General features: G+C 52.1%; 19 protein-coding genes and 1 tRNA gene. All 20 read right to left on the reverse strand.

The annotated features are described in order from the left end of the window. Positions 1–66: 66 nt before the first annotated feature. On the reverse strand, positions 67–546 hold the full coding sequence (locus tag C0977_RS02035; protein WP_023054278.1) for a CBS domain-containing protein: 480 nt from the start codon (positions 544–546) through the stop codon (positions 67–69). A 98-nt stretch (positions 547–644) separates the two neighbouring features. Further along, a complete protein-coding gene (rlmH, locus tag C0977_RS02040; RefSeq protein WP_101912246.1) occupies positions 645–1,124 on the reverse strand; it encodes a 23S rRNA (pseudouridine(1915)-N(3))-methyltransferase RlmH in 480 nt (159 codons plus the stop codon). Continuing rightward, the gene (locus tag C0977_RS02045) at positions 1,124–2,239 is read right to left on the reverse strand and encodes a S1C family serine protease (RefSeq protein ID WP_036243149.1); all 1,116 of its coding nucleotides are present in this window, start codon (positions 2,237–2,239) and stop codon (positions 1,124–1,126) included. The genes rlmH and C0977_RS02045 overlap by 1 nt, the downstream gene beginning before the upstream one ends. After that, the gene (locus tag C0977_RS02050) at positions 2,226–3,161 is read right to left on the reverse strand and encodes an MBL fold metallo-hydrolase (protein ID WP_101912247.1); all 936 of its coding nucleotides are present in this window, start codon (positions 3,159–3,161) and stop codon (positions 2,226–2,228) included. Before C0977_RS02050 ends, C0977_RS02045 begins: the two co-directional genes overlap by 14 nt. Further along, positions 3,154–3,807, reverse strand: a complete 654-nt coding sequence (gene deoC, locus C0977_RS02055) for a deoxyribose-phosphate aldolase (protein ID WP_101912248.1) — start codon at positions 3,805–3,807, stop codon at positions 3,154–3,156. The genes C0977_RS02050 and deoC overlap by 8 nt, the downstream gene beginning before the upstream one ends. Positions 3,808–3,912: 105 nt before the next feature. Next, positions 3,913–3,989, reverse strand: a tRNA-Ile gene (locus C0977_RS02060). A gap of 101 nt (positions 3,990–4,090) precedes the next feature. After that, positions 4,091–5,263, reverse strand: coding sequence for an MFS transporter (locus C0977_RS02065; RefSeq protein ID WP_023054337.1), 1,173 nt, complete (start codon positions 5,261–5,263; stop codon positions 4,091–4,093). An 89-nt stretch (positions 5,264–5,352) separates the two neighbouring features. Further along, positions 5,353–6,711: a phosphoglucosamine mutase gene (gene glmM / locus C0977_RS02070; protein WP_023054351.1), complete on the reverse strand. Its 1,359-nt coding sequence runs from the start codon at positions 6,709–6,711 to the stop codon at positions 5,353–5,355. Continuing rightward, on the reverse strand, positions 6,712–8,316 hold the full coding sequence (locus C0977_RS02075) for an NAD(P)/FAD-dependent oxidoreductase (protein ID WP_200814194.1): 1,605 nt from the start codon (positions 8,314–8,316) through the stop codon (positions 6,712–6,714). Between the two features lie 13 nt (positions 8,317–8,329). Next, the gene (locus tag C0977_RS02080; protein ID WP_234987538.1) at positions 8,330–9,253 is read right to left on the reverse strand and encodes a YbbR-like domain-containing protein; all 924 of its coding nucleotides are present in this window, start codon (positions 9,251–9,253) and stop codon (positions 8,330–8,332) included. After that, positions 9,250–10,068 carry a diadenylate cyclase CdaA gene (cdaA, locus tag C0977_RS02085; RefSeq protein WP_036243175.1) on the reverse strand — a complete coding sequence of 273 codons (819 nt, stop codon included), beginning with the start codon at positions 10,066–10,068 and terminating at the stop codon, positions 9,250–9,252. Before cdaA ends, C0977_RS02080 begins: the two co-directional genes overlap by 4 nt. Positions 10,069–10,211: 143 nt before the next feature. Next, positions 10,212–10,670 (reverse strand): RrF2 family transcriptional regulator, encoded by a 459-nt coding sequence (locus C0977_RS02090; RefSeq protein WP_101912250.1) that lies wholly within the window; start codon positions 10,668–10,670, stop codon positions 10,212–10,214. 103 nt (positions 10,671–10,773) lie between these two features. After that, positions 10,774–11,769 (reverse strand): inorganic phosphate transporter, encoded by a 996-nt coding sequence (locus C0977_RS02095; protein ID WP_101912251.1) that lies wholly within the window; start codon positions 11,767–11,769, stop codon positions 10,774–10,776. Beyond that, positions 11,762–12,391, reverse strand: coding sequence for a DUF47 domain-containing protein (locus C0977_RS02100; protein WP_101912252.1), 630 nt, complete (start codon positions 12,389–12,391; stop codon positions 11,762–11,764). Before C0977_RS02100 ends, C0977_RS02095 begins: the two co-directional genes overlap by 8 nt. A 247-nt stretch (positions 12,392–12,638) precedes the next feature. Beyond that, complete coding sequence (gene tpiA, locus C0977_RS02105) at positions 12,639–13,400, reverse strand: triose-phosphate isomerase (protein ID WP_101912253.1); 762 nt, start codon at positions 13,398–13,400, stop codon at positions 12,639–12,641. Positions 13,401–13,432: 32 nt separating this feature from the next. Continuing rightward, positions 13,433–14,614, reverse strand: coding sequence for a phosphoglycerate kinase (locus C0977_RS02110; protein ID WP_101912254.1), 1,182 nt, complete (start codon positions 14,612–14,614; stop codon positions 13,433–13,435). Between the two features lie 60 nt (positions 14,615–14,674). After that, positions 14,675–15,697, reverse strand: a complete 1,023-nt coding sequence (gene gap, locus C0977_RS02115) for a type I glyceraldehyde-3-phosphate dehydrogenase (protein ID WP_101912255.1) — start codon at positions 15,695–15,697, stop codon at positions 14,675–14,677. A 21-nt stretch (positions 15,698–15,718) separates the two neighbouring features. Further along, positions 15,719–16,741, reverse strand: coding sequence for a sugar-binding transcriptional regulator (locus C0977_RS02120; protein WP_023054282.1), 1,023 nt, complete (start codon positions 16,739–16,741; stop codon positions 15,719–15,721). Between the two features lie 46 nt (positions 16,742–16,787). Continuing rightward, positions 16,788–17,801: a type I glyceraldehyde-3-phosphate dehydrogenase gene (gap, locus tag C0977_RS02125; RefSeq protein WP_101912256.1), complete on the reverse strand. Its 1,014-nt coding sequence runs from the start codon at positions 17,799–17,801 to the stop codon at positions 16,788–16,790. Between the two features lie 215 nt (positions 17,802–18,016). Then, entirely contained in the window at positions 18,017–19,540 is a 1,524-nt protein-coding gene (gpmI, locus tag C0977_RS02130; protein WP_101912257.1) for a 2,3-bisphosphoglycerate-independent phosphoglycerate mutase, read from the reverse strand. Positions 19,541–19,545 lie beyond the last annotated feature (5 nt).

Here is a 19,545-nt window from a genome sequence, read left to right on the forward strand (position 1 = left end):
ACGCTTTACTCCTTCCGCTTCCGCAAAAACCGCGGCCCCTCTCGGAACCGCGGTGGCACTATACTATTATTTTTCCGGATCATTGCCGTATTCGTTGTATAATTCGTCAAGAATATTATACCGCGTGACGATACCGAGAACGCGTTTATCCTTAACAATGGGGATGACCTTCAAATGCTCCGCAACCATGACTCCGGCAATCTGTTCCACATCGGCATCGGGAGCTGCAATGATAACATTTTTCGTCATCATTTCCCGCGCCGTACAGGCCATCAGCTTCTTAAAGCCCTTATCGTACTCACTGATACCGTTGTAATAAATGCTGGCCCCCAGAAGATTAACGTAATGCGGTACATGCGGTTTTATCTTTTTATACAACAAGTCGGCGTCCGTAATGATACCGATCAGCTTCTCTTCGTCATCGACAATAGGAATGACCGATATTTTATGCTTCACAAACATATGCACCAGATCAAAGACAGACGTTTCCGGACTGGCCGAAACAAAAACCTTTTCCATAATATCAGATGCTAGCCGTTCTTTCATACGCTCAACCCCTTATCCCATGTACGCCCATTGTCCCACTAACATTCTCTACATATAGGTATTATACGCCGACCGCGGAAATTCCTGCTTTCTTCTCGTCATAAATGATAGGGCTCATGACGTTGAATCTTGACGGCCCTGTATATCTGTTCCAACAGCACAAGGCGAATCATCTGATGGGTCAACGTAATGCGCCCGAAGGAAATACGCCGATCAGCCCGCTGTCTGACACTGTCGGCAAGGCCGAAGGGACCGCCGATAATAAAGGTGATTTCACTGCAACCGCGCAGCGCCGCTTCGGCAAAATCGACGGCCAACCCCTCCGAAGAAACGAGATCGCCGGCAACGTCGAGAACAACGAGGCGCGAACCTTGCCGCACATGCTGTAACAGTCGGGCGCCCTCTTTTTCCAGGACCTGTTCCTTTTGCCTGAGCGAAGGCTTTTCGGGCATCTTTTCTTCGCTCAGCTCCGTAATCGCTACTTGCCCGTACGGTCTGAGCCGCTTCAAGAACTCATGAATGCCTGCAGTCAGGTACTTTTCTTTTATCTTGCCCGCAACAATCAGGTGATAGCGCATTATTCCTGATCATCCTGCTGTGGCGCTTCCTGCAATCTGACCGTCGCCTGGTGTTCGGAGCCGTTCCGTTCATACGTAATCGTCACGGTATCGCCGACCTGATAGGAACCGATGACATCCTGCAGTGTCGTGTAATCTTCAACAGCTTTGTCGCCGATCTTCGTAATCAGATCACCGCGACGAATGTCACTGCCGTCAAGAGGCCCGCCGGAAATAATCTTATAGACAAAAATGCCGTTGCCGTCAAGATTCATCCCGAAACGGGCAGCCATTTTTTTATCGAGTCCGTAAAGTCCCAAATAGGGTCGCACGACTTTGCCGTTCTTGATCAGCGATTCAAGAATGGGCCGCGCCGTATTGATGGGGATGGCGAATCCCAGCCCTTCAACGCCTTCTTGCGAGATCTTCGCGCTGTTGATGCCGACGACCTTGCCGTCGGCGTCGACTAAAGCGCCGCCGGAATTGCCAGGATTAATGGCCGCATCGGTCTGCAGCAGCTTTAACCCCTGGTTCTCCGCACCCAACGTGCGGTTCAGCGAGCTGATAACCCCGGTCGTCACAGTGCCTTGAAATTCCAGTCCCAGCGGGTTGCCGATGGCGATGGCCGTTTCACCGACTTGCAGCGAGTCGCTGTCGCCGAATTCGGCAACAGGCAAATTCGCCACCTCAATCTTGACGACAGCCAAATCCGTCTTGGCATCCGTGCCGATAACCTTTCCTTCCGTGCTCTGCCCGTCTGCCAACGATACGATAACCGTTTTTTCCGTACCGACGACATGATTGTTCGTTACAATGTATCCGGACTTATCAAAAATGATCCCTGAGCCGACGCCTTCTCCGACTAATATCTTGCGGTTAAGAATGTCGCGATTATAAACCTTTGTCGTAATGCCGACAACGGCGGGACCGACCTTTTTGACGGCCTGAACGACAGCCGTATTGCGGGCGTCGGAAATAGTTCCGCCCTTTTCGGGGGCCGTCAATTGACTGGCCGTCCCGTTAAAGGTCTGCGTCGTCTTGAACAGCTGCCCGTGCAGGTAATAGCCTCCGGCAATTCCGGCAGCGATCAGTAAAATCGCCAGAATGACTGCAAGAGTAGATTTATGTTTCATCATTCGTCACTCCCATTTGAAAGCGGACACCGCTCTGCTGCGATGCCAGTCGCAATAAAATATTCTTGCCGATCGTTTTTTCGCTTTTCTCCAAAACGGTCCGCATCGTCTGAATTGTAGCGGCAGGAGTATTATTCTTCTCGCTCCGGTGCGCCAGCAAAACCTTCAACATGTCCTTTTGCGGCACCTTGGCCAAAAGCTCGGCTGCCGCATAGTTGGAAAGATGACCGCTGCGGCCGAGGATCCGCGCCTGCAAGGCGCGGGGATACGGACCGGTCCGCACCATTTCTTCGTCATGATTGGCTTCAAGGATCAAAATATCCGCCAACGCCGCCGCTCTTTCCACATCAGGCGTGACATATCCCAAATCCGTTGCCACCGTTACTTTATGGCCGCCGCTGTAAACGGCATAACCGACGGGATGCGCCGCATCATGAGGAATGGAAAAAGGCACGATCTGCATGGATCCGACAGTGACCCGTTTCGTCAAGCGAACAAACCGATCGCTATAAGCGCCCGTCTTGTCGCCCATAGCCTGCCATGTCGGCAACGTCGTATAAACAGGCAGCCTGGAGTGCTTGAGCACCATCGGCAGTCCGTGGATGTGGTCGCTGTGCTCGTGTGTAATGAAAACGGCGCTGATATCATCGAGGGTGCACCGAAAACGGTGCAGTCCTTGCGTAATACGGCGATAACTGATACCGGCATCAATCAGTATTTTTGTCTCGCCAAAGCGGATAAACGCGCAATTACCGCTGCTGCCGCTGGCCAGGAGCCCGACGGTGCAGTCGCCTGCCGGATCCGTTTCGGCCAACACCTCCGCAGCGGAGGCCACATTCTCCTTCCTAGGCGTGCAGCTCCTTTGCCTGCGGAGTCCCTGAATAGAAACTGCCAATTGCTGCAATGCCATGTCCGTTTCATTCATCCCTTTCGCCGCCTGCAATGGCAATGCCGGCACTGGTCCCGATACGATCGGCGCCGCTGTCGAGCATGGCTTTGGCTGCGGCGTAGTCGCGGATGCCGCCGGCTGCTTTGATTTTTGCCGCAGTACCGACAACGGCCCGCAAGAGGCGAATATCCGCCGCCGTCGCGCCGCCGTGACCGAAGCCGGTCGACGTTTTGACATAAGCCGCGCCTGCCGTTACTGCAACACGGCATGCCTCCTTCTTTTCCTCATCCGTCAAAAGACCCGTCTCCAGAATGACCTTTACGGGATGTGACCCGGCAGCGGCTACAACGGCTTCCACATCACGGCGCACATAATCCCAATCGCCGGCTTTGGCTCGGCCGATAGCCATGACCATGTCGATTTCATCGGCACCGGCACTGACGGCGAAGTCCGTTTCCGCAGCCTTCGCCGCCGTCATCGCCGCGCCCAAGGGAAAGGCGACGACAGCCGAAATAAGGACGCCGCTTCCTTGCAACTCTTTCTTGGCTAAGGAAACATAACCGGAATTGACGCAGACAGCTGCGAAACGATTCGTCTTGGCTTCATCACATAATTGCAAGATATCTGCCGGAACGGCGTCAGGTTTTAAATTCGTGTGCTCAATGTACGATGCGATGGTCATGTCATATCTCCTTTATCGGCTAAGCGGTATTTTTTATGGTGTCATTATACCATATATGTAAAAAAAAGCCATCGTAAGGGTATTCCCTGCCTACGATGACTTTTATGGTGGGCCTAGGTGGACTCGAACCACCGACCTCACGCTTATCAGGCGTGCGCTCTGACCGGCTGAGCTATAGGCCCATACTCGTGATACTCGTCTAGTATAGCACAAGTACCGCCTATGTCAAGCGCGCGCCCAGTACTCGACTGCATGGCGCAAAAAGCGTCCAGGTGACCGCGGTTTAACGGAAATGCCGTTCCTGCGGCGCGTTGACGAGGAAGGAAAAGATAGCGCCGACGGCCGCACAGATCCAAAGTACTTGCAATGCCGTCGGAATCCCCCATTGGTCAGCTCCCCACCCGACGAGAGGGGATAAGATGCCGCCGACAGTTGTACTCAACCCCAACGTAATACCCGAAGCAAAGCCGACATTTTTGCCGAGAAACGTCTGTCCCAAAACGACGATAGAACTGTACGGCGCAAAAAGAGAAAGACCGACGGGAATCAGCAGCAGCGTGGAAATCCAGACATTCGTACTGTTAACGAAAAAGAACATAGCCGGCACCATAATCAAAAAAGATAAGCGCATAACTCGTATAAACCCCAGGCGGTCCGCAAGCAGGCCGCCGGCAAACGTAATGACCACGCCCAGGATAAATAGCAGGGACAAGGCGGCGCTGCCCTGTGCCGCCGACGTATGCAGTACATTGATCCAATATAACGGAATAAAGGCATTGCAAAGGGCAAAGCCGATAGAGCGGGCAAAGATGACAACAGTCAATTTGCCGAAACTGCGCCAGTCGTTTTCCTTCCCTTCATGCGGATGCGCCTTATTTTCCGCAACATCAGCAGCCTGCGCCAACGCTAAGACGCTGGGCATCCGACGGTAGAGAAAAAAAGCCAAAAGCCCGTTGATGATACCGAACACAACGAGACCGTGAATACCGAGGCTGTATGCGCAGAGGCCGGCCGCAACAGGCCCGACGGCAAAACCCGCATTACCGCCTACGGAGAAGCTGCCCAAGGCTTGCCCTTTCAGAGAGCCGGCAATGCGATTGACGAGGCGCGCCGCTTCCGGATGAAAAATAGAAGATCCGAGACCGCTGAACATAGAACAGATAAAAATAATCCAGTAGTCCGTCGTAAATGCGATGACCGTAAGGCAAAGGCCGCAAATGACCGGTCCCAGAGGAACGAACCACGGCTTCGATATCTTATCCGAATAGTAGCCGAAAAGAGGCTGCGAAACGGACGACAAGAGCATATTGGCAAAAATCAGCGTCGTCGCTTCCCGATAATTCAGTTGGCAGACAGTTATAAAATAAGGCAGCAGCGCCGGTATGGCGCCTTGCACCCAGTCGACGGAAAAATGACCGAGAGAAAACAAATAGACATGACGGTCCAACCCTTTCATACACACCGTTCCTTCTTTCGCAAATAATGTCCCTATCAGTAAATGAAAAGGAGAGCAGCAACTGCACTGCTCTCCGACGGGGTATACCGTTATGTTGCCGGTCCCATCTCGTGTTCCACTACGCCGACAATATCATCGACGATTCGATCCAGCTGTTCCAGATCCGGCCCTTCCGCCATAACGCGAATAAGCGGTTCCGTTCCGGAAGGCCGTACGAGAATCCGGCCTTCATCGCCCAGTTCCTCTTCGCCTGCCGCAATGGCCGCCATGATCAACGTGTTTTCATCCCAGCCCGATTTTGTCTGGACGCGGACATTTTTTAGGATCTGCGGATACCGCGTCATCAGACCGGCCAGCTGTGACAGCGGTTTCCCTTGCTTCTGCATGACCGTCATCAGCTGCACCGCCGTCAGCAATCCGTCACCTGTCGTATTATAATCGAGAAAGATAATATGGCCCGATTGTTCACCGCCGAGAGAATACCCCTTCTGCCGCATGCATTCCAAAACATAGCGGTCGCCGACTGCCGTGATCTCCACATTACAGCCCCGTTCTTTCGCCGCCTTATGGAAGCCGATATTGCTCATTACGGTTCCGACGACGGTATCTTTCTTCAAACGCCCCTCTTCCTTTAAATGGAGGGCACAGAGGAGCATCATCTGATCACCGTCCATTTCCTGTCCCTTTTCGTCGACAGCAAGACAGCGATCGGCGTCACCGTCATTGGCAATACCCAGATCGGCACCGTTGGCTAATACCGCTTCCTGCAAGCTCTGCAAATGCGTCGAGCCGCAGCGGTCATTAATATTAACGCCTGACGGCTTGCAATGGATCTGTATGACCTCGGCGCCTAGACGCCGGAATATCTCGGCTCCCAATTCATAGGCCGAACCGTTAGCGCCGTCGTGTACTACTTTGATACCGGTCAAATCAACGTCGGTGGAGCGGCAAATAAAATCGACATATTCTGATTGCAAATCAGTCCATGACGTAATCGTACCGACGGCTTCCCCGACAGGTCGCTGCATTTCCAGTCCTGTCCGTTCATCCTTCAGTAAATACTCTTCAATCTCGTCTTCCGTTTCATCAGGGAGCTTGTACCCGTACCGATCAAAGAACTTAATCCCGTTATATTCAAACGGATTATGAGAAGCCGAGATCATCACACCTGCATCCAGGTGATGGCTTCGGGTCAGATAGGCAATAGCCGGTGTCGGAATAACGCCGGCCATAAAACAATTGCCGCCGGCGGAAGCGATCCCGGCCGCCAGCACACTTGCCAACATCGTACCCGATTGCCGCGTATCGCGCCCGATCAGAAAGGTCGGATGCTCCTTATCGCGTCCCAGCACATATGCCGCAGCCCGTCCCAAATGATATGCGAGTTCCGGTGTCAAGGATTGGTTCGCAACACCGCGTACGCCATCTGTACCAAATAATCTAGCCATTTACAATACCTCCAAAGGTTGATATAGTTCTATGATCTGTAAAGCACTTTCCATGCCGTCCAAAAAAGCACTCATAATGCCGCCGGCATATCCGGCTCCTTCGCCGATCGGATACAGTCCGGGCGTTTCCAGGGCCTGCCGGTCTTCACCGCGGCTGATGCGAACAGGAGAACTCGTCCGCGTCTCAACACCGGTCATAACGACATGATTGTCATCAAAACCGCGAATCTTACGGCCAAAATAAGGTAAGGCTTCTGCCAAGGTCGTCGTCACGAAACGGGGCAACACGTCATGCAAGTCGGCCCAGACTACGCCGGGTTTATAGGAAACGGGGCCCTTCGTCAGACCGGCAGTATTGCGGTTGAGAAAGTCACCGACAGTCTGCGCCGGCGCAAAATAATTACCGCCGCCGGCTTCATAGGCCAGCCGTTCGTAATGCCGCTGGAACTCGATTCCCGCCAAGGGCGACGCGCTGCCAAGATCGGCAGCCGTCACATTGACGACAAGAGCGCTGTTGGCAATTCCGCTATCACGGCGATAAACGCTCATCCCGTTGGTAACGACCATCCCTTTTTCCGAAGCGGCCGCCACGACCGTGCCGCCGGGGCACATGCAAAACGAGTAACACGACCGTCTATCGGCGCCATGATAAACCAAGGCATAGTCAGACGGCTCCAGCCCCAAATCGGCAGCGCTGCTGCCGTACTGAGTCCGATCCAACCAGTCTTGTCCATGCTCAATCCGCACACCTATGGCAAAGTCCTTCGGCGTCAAACGGACGTCATTGTCCCTGAGCATGTAAAACGTGTCTCTGGCACTGTGCCCGATTCCCAACAGAAGCACGTCCGTCTCAATCCGTTCCGTGCCGTTAACGATAACGGCCTGCACGGCGCCGTCCTTTTTTCGTTCCATTCCCGTTACGCAAGCACAAAAACGAACGGAACCGCCAAGGCGTTCGATCTTTTTCCGCATGTTCCTGACGACGCCGCGCAATATATCCGTCCCGATGTGAGGATTATAGGCGTACCGTATTTCCGACGGCGCACCGGCTTCGACGAACGCGTCCAGAACACGGGGCAGCAGCAGGTGATTAACGCGAGTCGTCAATTTTCCGTCAGAAAACGTGCCGGCGCCACCTTCGCCGAACTGCACATTGGAATCGCTGCGAAAAAGGCCTTTTTCCCAGAATTCTTTCACGTGCAAACTGCGACTGTCCACATCGTAGCCCCGTTCCAAAACGAGAGGCGCATAGCCTTCTTCCGCCAGAACCAGCGCCGCCGCCAATCCTGCCGGACCGGTACCGACAACGATCGGCCGGCAACGCAGTTTGCCGGAACCGTGGACAATCGAAAGGGCCGGCAGCGCCTTGAGCTGCCGGATATCTTTATCATTTTTACAGCGGCGCAGAACATCCCCTTCCTTCACGACTTCCACATCAAGGGTAAACACTAGGACGACCCGGGGTTTGCGCCTGGCGTCGACAGACCGACGTACGACCGTTACGGCCTGCACGGCAGCTTCCTGACAACGCAGTTTCTTCGCCGCCAAAGACGCCAGTGACCTGGTCAGCGGCGCCGCCGTTCGGATATTCATAATTCTCAGCACACGTATATCTCCTCTACTCCGCCGGCACGACTTCGACTTTCACCGAAATCAAGTCCGGTTCCGCCGTTATTCCCGCCGCCGAGACGGGCACCGACACTTTCCATTCTTTATCCGCCGCAAGACCTTCAATATTGATTGGCGTCAAATTCAGGACATTGATGCCGCTCAACAGATCGGCGCTGCCGTGCAATGTAACGGTCTTAGGCTCAACAGTAACCTTGCCAAGCCGAACGGCGGGATCGGTATTGCCGTAAACGGGAACATTCAGCGTTACCTTCTTTGTTACGGCATTGCCGCTCATCGTCACCTTGACATTGCTGTGGTGCGGTGTCAAATTCAGTCCTTCTACGGGAACGCCGTCGGCACGAACGAGGTGAATCGGCGCCATAACGGAAAAATCGCTGTCCTTATCCCCCAGAGGAATATCGATAACGGCGCGATCAACGTCTTTTAAGAGACGCTGCGCTCCGCTGACGACAACCTTATCCGGCACGATCTGCACGCCGGAAGCGGTCATCCCTTCGGAAAGAGCCCCCATCATATGCGGTACAAGCCGAAATTCTTTGACCGCATAAAGGTCGACAATAATATCGGCAGTCGTAATACTCTGCTTTTTTAATTCCGTCCCGTCCGGCAGTTGCACATGGATCGGAACCGTCTTTTCACCTTCCGTCGCATCGGCCAGATCAACATACGCCTTAATGTCATCGGCCCCTACATTGATGATCGTATTGCGCGGCCCTGAAAGCCGTACGTAAATCGTCTTCGGGACATTGGCCGTAATATACTGCGGCGCCAGATTTTCAACCGTGACGGGAACGGTATAACTGCCTTCACTGGTGGGATTCTGCTCATTGATAATGACAAACCAGAGAATCACGGCCAAAAGCAGGCAGACGATTTGCAATTCCCATTTTCCGCGTAAGGTTTTGATCATTTTGTTCCCCCCCATTTGAGGAGATTGGCCAGTCCCGGCTGCGGTTTATCAAGAAATCCCATCAGAATATTGCGCAGTGCGGCGCCGTCAATGTGGCGGTATATGTGGCCGCCGTAAGCATAAGAAATAGCCCCCGTCTCCTCACTGACAACGATTACAACGGCATCGGCCAGTTCGCTGATGCCGATAGCCGCACGATGACGCGTTCCCAGTTCCGTCGAAAGAGAACGATCCGACGTCAGCGGCAACAGACAGCCGGCAGCCATGATCTTATTGTCGCGGATAATAACGGCGCCGTCGTGCAGCGGCGTATTGGGAATAAAGATATTACCGAGCAATTCACGGGATACAATACCGTTAATGGCAATCCCCGTATCGATATAGTCATTCAGTCCGACTTCTCGTTCAAAAACGAGCAGAGCCCCTGTACGCGTCTTTGCCAATGACTCCGAAATCGCTACGATTTCATCAAGGAGCCGTTCCAGTTCTTCACGACTGATGACCTGGCCTGAACGAAAAAGCCGGCCGCGGCCGATCTGTTCCAACGCCCGCCGCAGCTCGGGTTGAAAAACGACGGGCAAGGCAACCAAGATGACCGTCATCCCTTGCTGCAAAAGCCAATTGACGACGTGCAGGTCAAGGATCTTGCTGACAATCGTAACGGCACCCAAGATCAGGAGACCTTTAATCAAGGCAACGGCCCGCGTATTGCGTATGAGCATGAAAAGCTTATATAAGAAAAAAGCAACCAGTGCAATATCCAACAAATCCAACAACCTGAAACTGCTGATAAATCCTTGAATCGGTATATACATCATAAGACATTTCTCCATCTGAAAAACGACAATAGTATGTTTTATTTTACACCATTTGAACGATAAAATAAAGCCCGCTGTCAGTGAAGAAATGTCCCCTTGCCATCGGAACAAAACAGGCGGCAAACTAAAAAAGAGGAGCCCTATAGCTCCTCTTTTCCGGAATCCGCATCTCTTTCTTCGGCCATCGCCTTCTCCTGTAAGGCCAATGCTTCGAAATTGATCGCTTTCAGGCGCTCCGCCAAATCCCGCTGTATCCCTTCAAAAGCCGCATAAATCGAACACATACCGCCGCAACCGCGCGAACAGGCGCCGGAATCATTTAAACACCGCTGCAGTTCCGTCTGCCCTTCTACGGCCTCGATGACATCGAACAGCGTGATTTCCCGCGGCGCGCGCTGCAAGGCGAATCCGCCGTCAACACCGCGATAAGACTTCATAATATTGGCGGCAGTCAGACTGCGCATGATTTTCAGCAAAAACCGTTCCGGTATATTCTGTTTCTCCGCTAATGCCGCACCTGTGATTTTTGTGCCTTCCGGCTTGGAAGCCAGGTAAAGGACCATACGAAACGCATAGTCCGTAGCTTGGTTTAATCGCATTTGGACATACCTCCTTATAAGGATTATATAATAAATTACCAAAAAAGTATAGTTTTTTTCAAAAATTTATGCAGTATTGACGATGCAATACTGCACGTTCATTCTAATGAAAAAGAAAGTGAATAACCACAAAAATGAATGCCGCCAAACAACCGCTAATCGGAATCGTCACGACCCAGGCAATGAGCATGCTTCTGGCAACTCCCCAGTGAACGGCACGAACTCGCTCCGCCGAACCGATCCCCATAATCGAGCCGGAAACGACGTGCGTCGTGCTGACCGGCAGATGTAAAAAAGTTGCCATAAAAATAACAAGCGACGAATTCAAATCGGCCGCAAAACCGTTAACGGAAGCCAGCTTGAATATTTTCGTCCCCATCGTCGAAATAATACGCCAACCGCCGGCAGACGTACCGAGGGCCATGGAAGTAGCGCAAGCGAATTTTACCCAAACGGGAATTTCCATCGTATCGATATACCCGCCGCTGAGCAAGGCCAGAGCAATGATCCCCATCGCTTTTTGCGCGTCATTGGAGCCGTGAGAAAAGGCCATCAAACTGGCTGATATCAATTGCATCTTTCTGAACCGTCGATTCAAGGCAATCGGCGAAAAGCACCGGAATATCCAGAGAATGGCGATCATGACAAAATAGCCGGACACCAAGGCGACGACAGGAGACAAAATCAGCGATAACACGATTTTTCCAATGCCGCCGGTATCAAGCGCCGCAGGCCCGACACTGATGCAGACGGCGCCGATAACACCGCCGACAAGGGAGTGGGACGAGCTGCTGGGCAGCCGATAATACCAAGTCAGTATATTCCAGATAATGGAGCCGATGAGAGCCGCAATAATGACTTCCAGACTGATCTGCGCCGGATTCAGGACAAGATCGCCGCCAATTGTCTTAGCGACACCGGTACTGACCATGGCCCCGCAAAAATTAAGAACAGCAGCCATCACGACTGCATGACGGGGCGAGATAGCCCGCGTCGACACACTGGTCGCAATGGCATTGGCCGTATCGTGAAAACCGTTGATATAATCAAAGAGAACAGCAAATAAAACGACTGTCCATATTAACCAATTATCAGGCATATTTCAGAACGACCCTTCTGAAGGTAATGACCAATCGTTCACAATCATCGGTAACGTCTTCGATCGATTGAAGTATTTCCTTCCATTTTATAATCTCAATCGGATCCGTGCATTCTTCAAATAACTTGGCCATTTCTTCATGATACAAATCGTCGCATTGCCCTTCATACTTCAGGACCTTTTTGCTGCGCGCTTCGATCTTCAAATAGTCGTTTTTGACATTTCGCATATAGCCGATGGACTTGCGGATCTCGCCCATGGCCTTTGACATGACGACGGCCATCCGCTTGGCGCCGTCTGTCGCTTCTCCGACATGATACATGCACATCTTATCAATGATTTCACTGATATTGTCGACAGCCGCGTCAAGCTGGTCAATGAGCTGCTGAATATCTTCACGATCCATCGGCGTAATAAAACTCTTTTGCAGACGCTTCATCGTCTCCGTGACCAAGGCATCCGCTTCCCCTTCGATCTCTCCGATCTGCTCCATCGCTTCCTGCTTCGGAATTTCCTCGCAAATCGCCTTTCGCAAAATCACTGCCGCTTCATCACTGAGCGCTGCATGCTGACTCAATAAGATAAAAAACTTTTCTTCTTTCGGCTTCAGGTTAAATGCCACAGTCACTCGATCTCCTTCGTAATCATACGGAAGAATCCGTTTAGCGAATATTCTGTCAAGTAAACTTTACTAATTCTCTATAAAATTTACGTTCTGTATCATATTCTTTACATACTTTCCGTAAATTTTACATTTCAATCTGCATTATACCATATGCCGTTTTAATATTCCATATGTTAATGGCCGCCGTCGTTACAGAAAAAGCATGCCGAAAAACATTTCGGCATGCTTGATCTCGGTTGAACAATTATTTAATGACGGCATTGTCGATGATTGCCATAAAATCATCAGCTTGCAAACTGGCGCCGCCGACGAGAGCGCCGTCAATGTCGGCGGAGCCGGTCAGTTCGGCAATGTTGCCGCCTTTGACACTGCCGCCGTATAAGATGGACACGTCGTCAGCCAAAGCGCGGTCATAAAGCGCCGCTATCTTCCTGCGAATGATGGCACAGACCTCTTCTGCCTGCGCAGCACTGGCCGTCTTCCCCGTCCCGATAGCCCAGATCGGTTCGTAAGCAATGACGACAGACCGCATCTGTTCCGGTGTGATGGCTGCCAGGCCCTTTTCAATCTGCCCTTCAATCCACGACTGCATATCTCCTTTTTCACGTTGCTCCAGCGTTTCGCCGCAGCACATGATCGGCGTCAGTCCGTGAGCCAAAGCGGCTTTCACTTTCAAGTTGACTGTCGCATCACGTTCATTGCAATCCATGCGGCGTTCAGAATGACCGATAATGACATGGGATACGCCGAGGTCAACGAGCATGGCCGGCGAAACTTCGCCCGTATAGGCTCCCTTGTCTTTCCAATGCATATTCTGCGCCGCAATTCGAACAGGCGTTCCCTTGGTCAAGGCAACTGCCGACGCCAGGTAAGGAAAAACAGGAGCGATAACGATCTCCGCTTTGCTGCTTGTACCTACAGCCTTCGTCAACGCTTTTAACGTCGAATCAACATCGCTGCCGAGATGATTCATTTTCCAATTTCCTGCAATAATCGTTTTTCTCACTGATCAAACCTCCATTGATGTTGTTGCTTTTTTTATTTATCAGACAGCACGGCAATACCGGGCAGATCCTTCCCTTCGAGGTATTCGAGAGAAGCGCCGCCGCCTGTCGAGATATGCGTAATCTGATCGGCAAGACCCGTCTTATTGACAGCAGAAACGGAATCACCGCCGCCGACGATCGATACGGCCGCTGAAGACGCCACAGCTTGGGCTACGGCAACAGTCCCCTTGGCAAACGGCTCCATTTCAAAAACGCCCATCGGCCCGTTCCAGACGATAAGCTTCATTGCCGCCAGTGCGTCGGCAAAAGCGGCACAGCTTTCGGGCCCGATATCGAGAATCATCCAATCTTCCGGAACGGCGTCGCGCGCCACGACACGGTAATCGGCAGCGGCGGAAAAGGCGGATGCCACCGTTACATCGGAAGGCAGCAGCAGCGTCGTATTTGTCTTTGCCGCTTCAGCGAGCAGCGATTTTGCCAATTCGATCTTGTCCGTTTCAACCAGCGATTTGCCGACGCTATAGCCCTGCGCCGCTAAAAAAGTATTGGCCATGCCGCCGCCGATGATCATGACGTCAACTTTCGGCAGCAAATTAGAGATGACTTCAATCTTATCGGAAACTTTGGCACCGCCGATAACAGCCGCAAAAGGATGCTGCGGATCATCTACGGCGCCGCCGATAAAGCGTATTTCTTTAGCCAATAAGAAACCTGCCGCCATTGGCAGAAAATCAGCGATCCCGGCAACGGAAGCATGCGCCCTGTGACAACAGCCGAAAGCGTCGTTGATGCCGATATCGGCTAGCCCGGCCAAAGCCTGCGCAAAGCCGGCGTCATTCTTTTCCTCTTCCCGATGATAACGCAAATTTTCCAACAACAGCACCTCACCGGGCTGCAGCGCCGCCGCCAACGTTTCTGTTTCGCCGCCGATGCAATCGGGCGCCATTTTCACGGTAAATCCCAAGAGCTCGGACAGCCGGCCGGCCACGGGGCGAAGAGAAAACTCCGGCTTGGCCTCTCCCTTCGGTCTGCCGAGATGACTGGCTAAAATGACGGCAGCCCGGTGATCCAGCAAGTACCGGATTGTCGGCAGCGTTTTCTGAATACGGGTATCATCCGTAATAACGCCGTTTTCATCTAAGGGCACATTGAAGTCGGCGCGAACAAATACTTTTTTACCTGTTACATCGATATCAGTAATCATTTTTTTCATAAACAATATCCTCCATATCCTCTTATACGCTGCCTGTCGAGTTTTGCAGTACCGGCTTTTTTATAAGCCTCTGGACACAAGCAGGCGGATCAGGTCAATGATGCGGCGGGAATATCCCCATTCATTATCATACCAGGCAACAATCTTGACCATGCCGCCCTCCATCGTAAGCGTCAACGGCAGATCAATGGTAGCCGTATTTTCATTGCCTCTGTAATCGACAGAAACCAGTTCCTCTTCACTGACGGCAAGAATTCCTTTATAGGCGCCTGCCGCCGCGGCTTTAAACGTTTCATTAACAGCTTCGGCCGTCACGCCGTCCGTCGCCAGTTCCAAGACGATATCAATGACGGAAACATCCGGCGTCGGCACGCGCACAGCGTGGCAAACCAATTTATTTTTGCATTCCGGCAACACCTTGGCAATCGCCTCGGCCGCACCGGTCGTTGTCGGAATGATCGACATGCCGGCAGCGCGGGCCCGCCGCAAATCACGGTGAGAGACATCCAAAATTTTCTGGTCATTTGTATAGGAATGAACCGACGTCGTCATGCCGCGTTTAATGCCGTACGTGTCATTCATCAGCTTATAAATCGCCGCCAAGCCGCCGGTCGTGCAGGATGCGCCGGAAATGACATGGTGTTTCTGCGGCTCGTACTTATCTTCGTTAACGCCGAGAACGATGGTAATGTCGTCGATTGTCGACGGCGCCGTAATAATGACTTTCTTGACTGTACCGCCCAAGGGCAGGCGATCTTGAGAAGACGGACTGATCCTGCCGGCGTAAACGCCGGACGATTCAACGATAATTTCAGCGCCCAATGCATTCCAGTCAATATTTTTGATATTCTTTTCGGCAAACAGCGGATACGGCGTGCCGTCGACAATGATATGACGCTCATCGTACGTGACTTCACTGGGCATCGTTCCGAAAATGCTGTCATATTTTAACAAATGGGCCATCTGTTTCGGTGAGCCGACATCATTAATACCGACAACTTCGATTTCCTCTCTAAAACGCTGCGCAATTTTAAAAACCTGTCTGCCAATGCGGCCGAAGCCGTTAATCCCTATTTTCACCATGGTATACACCCTTTCTGCTGATTAGATCAAGGTCATGATTTTTTCAGCCGCTCCTTCATCGGTGACCAAAACACCGCGCTTACAGGCGCGCATAACGGAAACAATGGCTTCCGCCTTCGCCGCGCCGCCGGAGACGGCTATGACATGTGAGTGCTGCCGGATATCCTCAAGCGTGATTCCGACATTATTGGTGACATATACGATCTTACCTTCCAGATTACAATAACAGCCCAAGGCCTCTCCCGCCGCGCCGGCTGCCTGAAGCTCCCGCCTTTTGGCTTCGGAAAATCCTCGCCGCGCAGCCATGACATCGGCACGACCGATACCGTACAGCAACACGTCGGCGCGTTGGGCCAACGTCACGCTCGCCTTCGTCTGTTCGTCAGATTCCATCATTACCTTTAATGCCGCCGCGCTCAATTCATCGGATACGTGCAGCATGTGCGACTTACCGCCCGTTTTGGCGGCAATCATTTCGGCAATATAATTCGCCTGCAATTTCACGCGATTACCCAATCCGCCCCGAGCGGGCACGACGGTAAGAGACGCATTTTGCTGCGGCAGCTGCGCCGCGACGGCAGCCATCGTTGAACCGCCGCTGACGGCAACGGCACGAACCGTACCGAACAGAGCCGTCAGGCAGTCGGCGCCGCGACGCCCCAATTCTTCTTTCGCCGTCTGATCGTCATCGCAATTTCCGGGAACAATATACACGGAATCCAATTGTAAGGCCTGGCAAAGCCGTTCTTGCATGTCATCCAAATTATTCAGACGCAGAAAGCATTCCAGCAGTTCCGGCATCAGCCGTTTGCCTTCCGGTTCCATTTCGATTCCCATCGACGTGAAACGAACAATGCCGCTGCGCCGCAGTACGTCCACATGTGCCCGTACTACCCGTTCGGAAAGTCCAGATAAAGTCGCCAGCGTCCGGCGCCCTACCGGTTCAGCATCAGAAATGTGGCGCAACAAGAGATATCTTTCTTTGATCGTGCTCATGACGTCGGGCGCGATCTTCTGAAACATATCGAGAAGATTATTTTCCATTCCCTTTCCTCCTCTGATTGTCCGCCTTATCTGCTGCATTTACATGCTAAACGCCTTTAGAAGCAATATATGCCGCCAGGTCATTCACTCGCAACGAATATCCCCATTCATTGTCGTACCAAGCGACGACCTTGACCATATCCTCGCCTACGACACGTGTATCCAAGGCATCGACAATAGAACTGTGTGTATCACTGATATAATCGGATGACACCGTAGCGTCTTCCGAATACGCAAGAATTCCTTTCAACGGGCCGTCGGCCCACTTTTTCAAAGCCTGATTGACAGCTTCCTTGGTTACTTTTTTACCCAAAACGGCAACCAGATCCGTCATGGATACATTCGGCGTCGGCACGCGCAGCGCCATGCCCGTAAATTTCCCTTTCAGCTCGGGGAGCACGAGCGCAACCGCCTGTGCGGCTCCGGTCGAAGTCGGAATAATGGCCTGCGTAGCGCAGCGGGCACGACGCAGATCCTTGTGAACGCTGTCAACAAGATGCTGATCGTTCGTATATGAATGGACAGTCGTCATCATGCCGCGAACGATGCCGAACTCACTGGAAAGCACTTTGGCAATGGGAGCCAGACAGTTCGTCGTGCAGGAACCGTTGGAAATGATGTGATGCGTTGCCGGATCATATGTTTCTTCATTGACCCCCATAACAATCGTTGCATCCGGCTCTTTTCCGGGCGCTGTAATGATGACCTTCTTGGCGCCGCCGGCCAAATGTTTCGAAGCCGAAGCATGGTCCTTAAATTTACCCGTCGATTCGACGACAATATCTACGCCCAGCGTTTTCCACGGAATATTGGCCGGATCCGTTTCATTCGTCACAGGAATGCTGCGGCCGTCAACAAGCAAACACTGCCGTTCACTGTCAAACGAAACGTCATGATCCCAGGTACCGTGTACCGTATCGAACTTCAACAAATCCGCCATGATGGGTCCGACAGATCGATTATTCAGCGCCGCAATTTCGACTTCGGGATGTAATAAAGCCGTACGAAACGTACATCTCCCAATCCTGCCAAATCCACTAATACCGATTTTTACTGCCATCACATATCCTCCTTACTGAATTAAACAGCTAGTTTCCCTGAAAAGGGGAAATTATTTCATTCCTATGCTATAAATATATACTAGAATGAAACTATTGTAAATTACATATAGCGAGTTTTTCCGTAAGTCGGCTTTCTTCATTTCCGTATTTTTCTTTATTTATGCTGTCTATATAAAAATTGTTGTACTCTATTTGTCATGCAAGCTATTTCTTGTTATTCGTCAAGCAGATTATGCCCCGTCATTTCTTGCGGCTGCTTCATACCGGCAAGGTACAGCAACGTCGGCGCCACATCGGCTAAAATGCCGTCATGAAGATGACCGCCCCGCCAGGCGTCGCTGAATAAAATGCACGGAACATGATTTGTCGTATGTGCCGTATACGGCGATCCCGTCTTCGTATCCGTCATGCGTTCAGCATTGCCGTGATCGGCAATGATCAATAAGTGCCCGCCTCGGGAGCGCAGGGCTTCTGCGATCTTGCCGATACAGGTATCGACAGTTTCCACCGCCTTAACGGCAGCTGGCAATACACCGGTGTGTCCCACCATATCGGGATTGGCGAAGTTCAGTATGATCATGTCATACGTCCCTTCGTGTATGGCGGCAACCGCTTTTTCCGTCACCGCCGGCGCATTCATTTCAGGCTGCAGATCATAGGTAGCGACTTTCGGCGACGGCACGAGAATACGGTCTTCGCCTTCATTCGGCGCCTCTTCGCCGCCATTGAAGAAATACGTCACATGAGCATACTTTTCCGTTTCCGCTATTCGCAGCTGTTTCTTCCCGGCCTTGGCCAGAACTTCTCCTAAGGTGTTGGCCAAATGTTCCTTATCGTACACGATATGAACGGGCAGCGTATCTTCATAACGGGTCATCGTCGCCACATAAAGCCGCAGTTTTTCCGGCCTGACAAAGCCGTCGAAGTCGTCGGCTGCCAAAGCCGTCGTCAACTGTCTGGCTCTATCGGGCCGAAAGTTGAAGAAAATAACGCTGTCCCCGTCTTTCAAGCAATGTTTATGAATCACCGTAGGCAGCACGAATTCATCGGAAAGGCCTTTTTCATAAGAAGCCGCCAGACAAGCCTGCGCCGTTGCCGCCGTCTCGCCGCTGCCGTAAACGACGGCGTTATAAGCCTTCTCGGTACGCTCCCACCGCCGATCGCGATCCATGGCATAATACCGGCCGCTGACGGTGGCGATCTCCCCTACGCCGAGAGCGGCGCACCTGTCCTCCAATTCCCGGATGTACAGTTCGGCACTGCGCGGCAACACGTCACGGCCGTCCAGAAAGGCATGAATGTACACGTTTTTCACACCGCTGCGCTTGGCCATTTCCAACAATCCGTACAGATGCCGCTCGCTGCTGTGCACACCGCCCGGGGAAACCAATCCCATCAGATGCAACGCACCGTTATGGGCTTTCGCCTGTTCCATTGCGCCTACAAGCGCTTCTTTTTCAAAAAACGCGCCGCTGCCAATATCATTTGTAATCTTGGTCAGCGATTGGTATACGATACGGCCGGCACCGATATTTAAATGGCCGACTTCGGAATTTCCTATCTGTCCATGCGGCAAGCCGACGGCTTCTGCCGACGCTTCCAAATAAGAATGGGGATATTCTTTCCATAATTTCGGCAAGACCTTCAAATCGGCCGCCGCCACTGCATTGTCATGAACATCGTCACTACAGCCGAAACCATCCATGATGACGAGCATAACGGTATTTTTGGTTTTCATCGTCA

The organism is Megasphaera vaginalis (ex Bordigoni et al. 2020) (genome assembly GCF_900240295.1).
GTDB classification, from domain to species: Bacteria; Bacillota; Negativicutes; order Veillonellales; family Megasphaeraceae; genus Megasphaera; species Megasphaera vaginalis.